The sequence below is a fragment of the Streptomyces sp. a15 genome (genome assembly GCF_059026085.1).
In genome coordinates this window covers 306,564-312,563 of sequence record NZ_JBWLKM010000003.1, presented here as the reverse complement: position 1 = coordinate 312,563, position 6,000 = coordinate 306,564, and the positions used below count along the sequence as shown (strand labels likewise).

General features: G+C 67.7%; 7 protein-coding genes. 4 read left to right on the top strand and 3 right to left on the bottom strand.

Annotated elements, in window-relative coordinates:
- Positions 1–208: 208 nt before the first annotated feature.
- Positions 209–583, top strand: coding sequence for a DUF1304 domain-containing protein (locus AC5P09_RS05995; RefSeq protein ID WP_493872777.1), 375 nt, complete (start codon positions 209–211; stop codon positions 581–583).
- A 4-nt stretch (positions 584–587) separates the two neighbouring features.
- On the opposite strand, the gene AC5P09_RS05990 is transcribed toward AC5P09_RS05995, so the two are convergent.
- On the bottom strand, positions 588–1,256 hold the full coding sequence (locus tag AC5P09_RS05990; protein WP_493872776.1) for an N-acetylmuramoyl-L-alanine amidase: 669 nt from the start codon (positions 1,254–1,256) through the stop codon (positions 588–590).
- Positions 1,257–1,316: 60 nt separating this feature from the next.
- Between AC5P09_RS05990 and mnmA the strand changes: the two genes are divergently transcribed.
- The 3 genes from mnmA to AC5P09_RS05975 all read left to right on the top strand — a co-directional run bounded on the left by mnmA (position 1,317) and on the right by AC5P09_RS05975 (position 4,858).
- Positions 1,317–2,447: a tRNA 2-thiouridine(34) synthase MnmA gene (mnmA, locus tag AC5P09_RS05985; RefSeq protein WP_493872775.1), complete on the top strand. Its 1,131-nt coding sequence runs from the start codon at positions 1,317–1,319 to the stop codon at positions 2,445–2,447.
- A gap of 111 nt (positions 2,448–2,558) precedes the next feature.
- Entirely contained in the window at positions 2,559–3,842 is a 1,284-nt protein-coding gene (locus AC5P09_RS05980; protein WP_493872774.1) for an AAA family ATPase, read from the top strand.
- Entirely contained in the window at positions 3,839–4,858 is a 1,020-nt protein-coding gene (locus tag AC5P09_RS05975; RefSeq protein ID WP_493872773.1) for an RloB domain-containing protein, read from the top strand. The genes AC5P09_RS05980 and AC5P09_RS05975 overlap by 4 nt, the downstream gene beginning before the upstream one ends.
- A gap of 26 nt (positions 4,859–4,884) precedes the next feature.
- Here AC5P09_RS05975 and AC5P09_RS05970 read toward each other — a convergent pair whose 3' ends face one another.
- A complete protein-coding gene (locus AC5P09_RS05970) occupies positions 4,885–5,073 on the bottom strand; it encodes a DUF397 domain-containing protein (RefSeq protein ID WP_493872772.1) in 189 nt (62 codons plus the stop codon).
- 12 nt (positions 5,074–5,085) lie between these two features.
- Complete coding sequence (locus tag AC5P09_RS05965; RefSeq protein WP_493872786.1) at positions 5,086–5,937, bottom strand: helix-turn-helix domain-containing protein; 852 nt, start codon at positions 5,935–5,937, stop codon at positions 5,086–5,088.
- Between the last annotated feature and the right edge of the window lie 63 nt (positions 5,938–6,000).

The window sequence follows — 6,000 nt, the reverse complement described above, 5'->3', positions numbered from 1 at the left end:
CGCCCGGCACGCACCCTCGCCGCACCGGCCAAAGACCCAAGTACGTCCAGTACGAGGGCCTTCGTCCGGCACGCCGATGGCACGCACCGAACACCGCGGGCACCGCACAGGACTTTCGAAACACCCCCTAGTGCCGCGGCACCAGGAGCGCGCGCACCACCCGGCGTGCGCCCTTGCCGATCTCCCGCCGGCGGCGGAAACTCCGGGCGTGAACACCGTCACCCAGGTCTTCGCCCTTCTCGCGGCCGTGATCCACCTCGTCGTGGGCGTACTCGAACGCTTCTGCTACGACCGCCCGGCGGTCCGCGTCTTCCTCACCACGTCCCCGGCCGACGCCCCCGAGGTCACCCTGTGGCGCTCGGGTGTCGCCGTCTACAACATGCTGCTCGGCCTGGGTCTGATCGCCGGAGTCGTCGCCCTGTACACCGGCGACACCACCGTCGGCCGCACCCTGATCGTCTTCCTGTGCGCGTTCCTGATCGTGTCCGCGGTGGCCTTCGTCGCTTCCTTCCCGCCGCTGTGGCGGGGCGCGCTCGGCCAAGGGCTCGCGCCGGCCGCAGCCCTGGTCGCGGCCCTGCTCTGACGGCTCACGCCACCGTCGTACGGGCCCCTCGCACGAGCTTCATGTACCGGTCCCAGTCCCAGTGCTCCCCCGGGTCGGTGTGGTCCGTCCCCGGCACCTCGACGTGGCCGATGATGTGCTCGCGGTCGACCGGGATGTCGTAGCGCGCGCATATTCGGGCCGTGAGCCGGGCCGAGGACTCGTACATCTCGGCCGTGAAGTCCTGCGGCCGGTCGACGAAGCCCTCGTGCTCGATGCCGACACTGCGCTCGTTGTAGTCCCGGTTGCCCGCGTGGAACGCCACGTCCAGCTCGCGGATCATCTGCGCGACGGTGCCGTCCTGGCCCACGATGTAGTGCGCGGCCGCGCCGTGCCCCGGGTCCTGGAAGACCTTCACCGCGCTGTCGAAGCTGCCCTGCGTGACATGGATGACCACCAGGTCCACGCCGTAGTCCTCGGGCCGGTCCGCGCGCCGCCAGTTCGCGTCCGACGCGGCCACCCAGCGCGCGCCCGCGTAGTCGACCTCGCCCTCCTTGCGCGGCTTCTCCACGCCCGGTGCGCGCCACCACAGGCGCCCCAGCTCGTCACGGGCCAGCACGGCCGTGCCCGCCGCGGCCGCCGCACCGCCGATCAGCAGGGCACGCCGACCGATGTGCCGGTCGGCGTCCTTCTCGTTGGCTCGTCTCGCCCCCATGTGATCGTGAACGGATACTCGTGGGCTTCGGTTCCCGAGCGCCCTTACTCTTGAAGGGTTATGACTGACACCACGCAGCCCACCCGTCCTCTTCGCGTCCTCGCCGCCATGTCGGGCGGGGTCGATTCCGCCGTCGCCGCCGCCCGCGCGGCCGAGGCGGGACACGACGTGACCGGCGTCCACCTCGCCCTCTCGGCGAACCCGCAATCGTTCCGCACGGGCGCGCGTGGCTGTTGCACCATCGAGGACTCCCGCGACGCCCGCCGCGCCGCCGACGTCATCGGCATCCCGTTCTACGTGTGGGACCTCGCCGACCGCTTCCGCGAGGACGTCGTCGAGGACTTCGTCGCCGAGTACGAGGCCGGCCGCACCCCGAACCCCTGCCTGCGCTGCAACGAGAAGATCAAGTTCGCCGCCCTGCTCGACAAGGCCCTCGCCCTCGGCTTCGACGCGGTCTGCACGGGCCACTACGCCCAGGTGATCGTCCGCGACGACGGCACCCGCGAACTGCACCGCGCCTCCGACATGGCCAAGGACCAGTCGTACGTCCTCGGCGTCCTGGACGACCGGCAGCTCGCCCACGCGCTGTTCCCCCTCGGTGACACGGTGACGACGAAGGACGAGATCCGCGCCGAGGCCGAGCGCCGCGGGCTGGCGGTGGCCAAGAAGCCCGACTCGCACGACATCTGCTTCATCGCCGACGGCGACACCCAGGGCTTCCTCGCCTCCCGCCTCGGCAAGGCGGAGGGCGACATCGTCGACGAGTCGGGAGCCAGGCTCGGCAGCCACGAGGGCGCGTACGGCTTCACCATCGGCCAGCGCAAGGGCCTGCGCATCGGCACCCCGGCCCCCGACGGCAAGCCGCGCTACGTCCTGGACATCTCGCCGGTGAACAACACGGTGACGGTCGGCCCGGCCGACGCCCTGGACGTGAACGCGCTCACCGCCATCAAGCCCCGCTGGTGCGGCGCCGCCCCGACCGGCCCCGGCACCTACACCGCCCAGCTCCGCGCCCACGGCGGCGAGACCGAGGTCACCGCGGAGCTGATCGACGGCTCCCTGGAGGTGTCGTTCGCGGAGCCGGTCCGCGGCGTCGCCCCCGGCCAGGCGATCGTCCTGTACGACGGCACGCGCGTGGTGGGGTCGGCGACGATCGCGGCCACGGTGCGGGCGACGGCCGGGGTGTCCTAGACGATCATCGAGACTGGCCTCGGATCCGCCGCCGTCATAGGCTTCCTCTGCGGATCGTCCGCAAGGGAACGAGAACGACGGGGCCGCTTCCCTGTCGCCAGGAGGTCGAGGGTGCTCCTCCGTTTTCGGGTGGCCAATCACCGCTCGATCCGTGACGAGTGCGAGCTGTCGTTGATCGGCGCCGAACTCAAAGAGGGTACGGCCCGGGATACCGGCCTGAAGCATGAGGGGCGGCCGGTTCCAGGGCTTCCGGTGCTGGGCGTCTTCGGCGCCAACGCGTCGGGCAAGAGCAACCTGTTCCGCGCCATGGTGCACATGCGGGAGGCTGTGCGGACCTCGTTCGCGGACTGGGCGAAGCTCTCCGGAGTACCCCGTGAGCCCTTCAAACTCGACCGGGAAAGCGCCGACGAGACGACGCTCTTCGAGGTGGACCTTGCTTTGGGCCACCAGCGGAAGATCCGCTACACCTACGGCTTCGAACTGTCCGACGAGCGCGTCGAGGCCGAATGGCTGCACGCCTACCCCGACGGCGAGCGCCAGGTCTGGTTCGACAGGGAGGCCGGCCGACCGGAGTCGGAAGGTTCCGAATTCGTCTTCGAAGGGGACGGCTTCACCGGGAATCACGAGGCCCTTGTGGGCTACACGCGACCCGACGCCCTGTTCCTCACCACTGGTGCCACCCTCAATGATCCCCAGTTGTCGGCGCTGTACCGCTGGTTCCTGGACAATCTGTGGCTCGTCACACCGGGTGAGGACATCACGGGGCGTACGACGTTCACGCAACGGATGCTCACCGATAAGAGCCCGAAGAGCGCGCGGAACGCCTACCGCGAGCGAATCCTCCAACTCCTCGCCATCGCCGATCTGGGCATCACCGGTATTGACGTCAATCCCGTATCTGATGAGATCCGGCTCAGGCACCGGACGCCGGACGGCAGCGACGTCCCGCTGGAGTTCCTGGGCGAGGAATCCTTCGGTACGCACGCCTGGTTCGCGTTCCTCGGCCCCATGCTCACGGTGCTGGACAACGGGACGACGCTGTTGGTCGACGAAATCGACTCCAGCCTTCACCCCACCCTGGCCGCCGAGGTCGTACGGATCTTCCAGGACCCCAAAGCGAACCCGAACAACGCTCAGCTGATCTTCACCACGCACGACGCCACCCTGCTCGGAAACGCGGTCCTCGACCGGCCGCTCGACCGCGAGCAGGTGTGGATCGCGGCGAAGGAACGCTCAGGGACATCCAGCTTCTATCCCGTGACCGCCGCACACCCGGCGGAGGACGAAGATCTGGAGAGCGGATATCTGCGCGGCCGCTACGGTGGCGTACCGCGCGTCGGCGCGGGAGCGATCGCTCGTGAACTCTCCTGGCAGGAGGCGAAGGAAACAGCGTGAGCAGGCGGGGCGGACAGCGGCAGGCCGGCGGTCATGGCGGTGCGGGGACGGCGGGATCTCAGCGGAAACGCAGGGGGAGCAAAGACGACCAGTTCGCGCCCGTCCCCTACCGGCCGCCGGTTTCGAAGGAGCAGCGGGTCATCTTCATCGGCTGTGAGGGCGAGGTCACTGAACCTCAGTACCTCGACCACCTCAATGCCCGCTACGGAGACGGTGGAGACGGGGCACGGCAGCCGTTCCTGATCCACCCGATCACCGCCAAGAACGGCCTGACGCCGTCCAGGGCAGTCGCCGCCGTGCGGGAGCACAAGCAGGCGAAGGGGGTGGAGGGGTGGGCCATGTTCGACAGGGATGACCACCACGACATCCAGAAGGCCCTCCAGGACGCCGCCGAAGCCAACATCCAGGTGTGCTTCTCACACCCTTCCTTCGAGCTGTGGCTGCTCCTGCATTTCCAGCCTTTCAGCGGGCGGCAGAGCGGCAAGAACAAGAACGTCCTGGCGGGGTACTTGCGTGTAGCCAATGTGCGCAAGGGCTGGATCGAGGGGGACGTTGCCTTTCTGGAGGCAACGGAGCGAGACCATCGACGCTACTCTCTGACGCCAGGAGACCTACTCGTCGTTGAAGGGCACGCGGACCCTGAGCAGATCGGTCGGTGCGCGATGGTCGGAGCCGAGCAGGACGGCCTGCTCTACCAGAACCACCTCTTCCGGCTCCGTTTCAATGACACGCTGCCCGAGTTCGCCATGCTGTGGCTCAACTCTCGGACGGTACGGTCCTACTGGAAGTCGCAGTGCGCGACCAGCTCGGGCTTGTACACGATCAACTCAAGATTGTTGGAAGAGGCTCCGTTTCCCAGCGTGAACCATAACGAGCAAGAGCGTGTCGTGGGGGCATGGAAGGCGGAGAACAGGGCCGCTGAGATCCTCAAACAGCGCATCGCCAAGCTTCGAGTGATTCAGCAGGCCGTGGTCGAGAACCTGCTAGCTGGTCAAGGTCAGACTTTGGCTGCTTGAGTGGACAGGGCATCAGTCGCCGCGGCTCAATTCGGCGGCTCACCCTTGATGCTCTGCATTAGTGCCCCCAGCGCAGCCCGGTCCGTCTTCAAAACGCGGGCCGCGCTCTCGCTCTCCCGGAGCGCGATACCCTCAGGTGTCGGCGCGGCTATTTCAACGCAGTTGTTGCCGCCCTCCTCGGAGAACGACGACTTGACCCAGTGCAGCTCGGGCAACGCCTGTACCCCTTACAGGTCGCGGATGAGGGAGCGGATGACGTCCTGGGACGCCGCTGCTCCCAACGCTACCTTCTCGATGAGGTCCAGGCGCTTCCGGAAGTTCTCCAACTGGGTGGGGGAGTCCAGGAAGATGGCGCCAGTGGGGGAGTCCATGTGGGCTGTGTCCAGGTGGGGATTCGTTGCCTCCGCGTACATGAGGGACTCGCCTGCCATGGGAAACCCTCCCGCCGTGAACGGGATCACGAGGAAGGTGACGTTCTCGCGGTCGCTCGCCTCAAGTAGATGAGTCAGCTGCGCGCGGAACGCCTTCGGGCCGCCGACCTGAATGCGCAACGCGGCTTCATGGATGATCCCCACATAAGGGATGCAGGCGTCTCCCATGACCACACGCTGCCGCTCCAGCCGGTGTGCGACGCGTAGTTCGACTTCAAGACGTGGCAGTGGCGGTACCAGAAGGTCGAAGAGCGCTCGCGCGTGCTCTACGGTCTGGAACAGGCCAGGCAGGTGTGCGGTCTGCAGGGTGCGCAGGCGCACCGCGTAGTGCTCTACCTCCGACACGTCGAGAAAGCCCGGTGGCACCTTGCCCCGGTACTCCTCCCACCAACCCGTCGTCCGTCCGCCCGTCATCGACGCCAAGGCATCGATCAGCGCGGCGTCGGCGCACTCGTAGATGCTCGCGAGGCGCCGCAGACGTTCCTCGCTGATTCCGAATCGGCCGGCTTCGACGTTGGCGATCACGGTCCGGTCAGTGTTGAGTTCGGCTGCTGCCTGAGGCGCCGTCATGCCCGCCGCCTGCCGCATTCTGCGCAGCTCAGCCCCGAAGCGGCGCTGCCGAATCGACGGGGTTTGTCTTGGTGCCATGGATGGTCTCTCTCCTCGCTCGCGCACAGTGTGTCGCCCTCTGACGTGCACTGGTCCACCCGA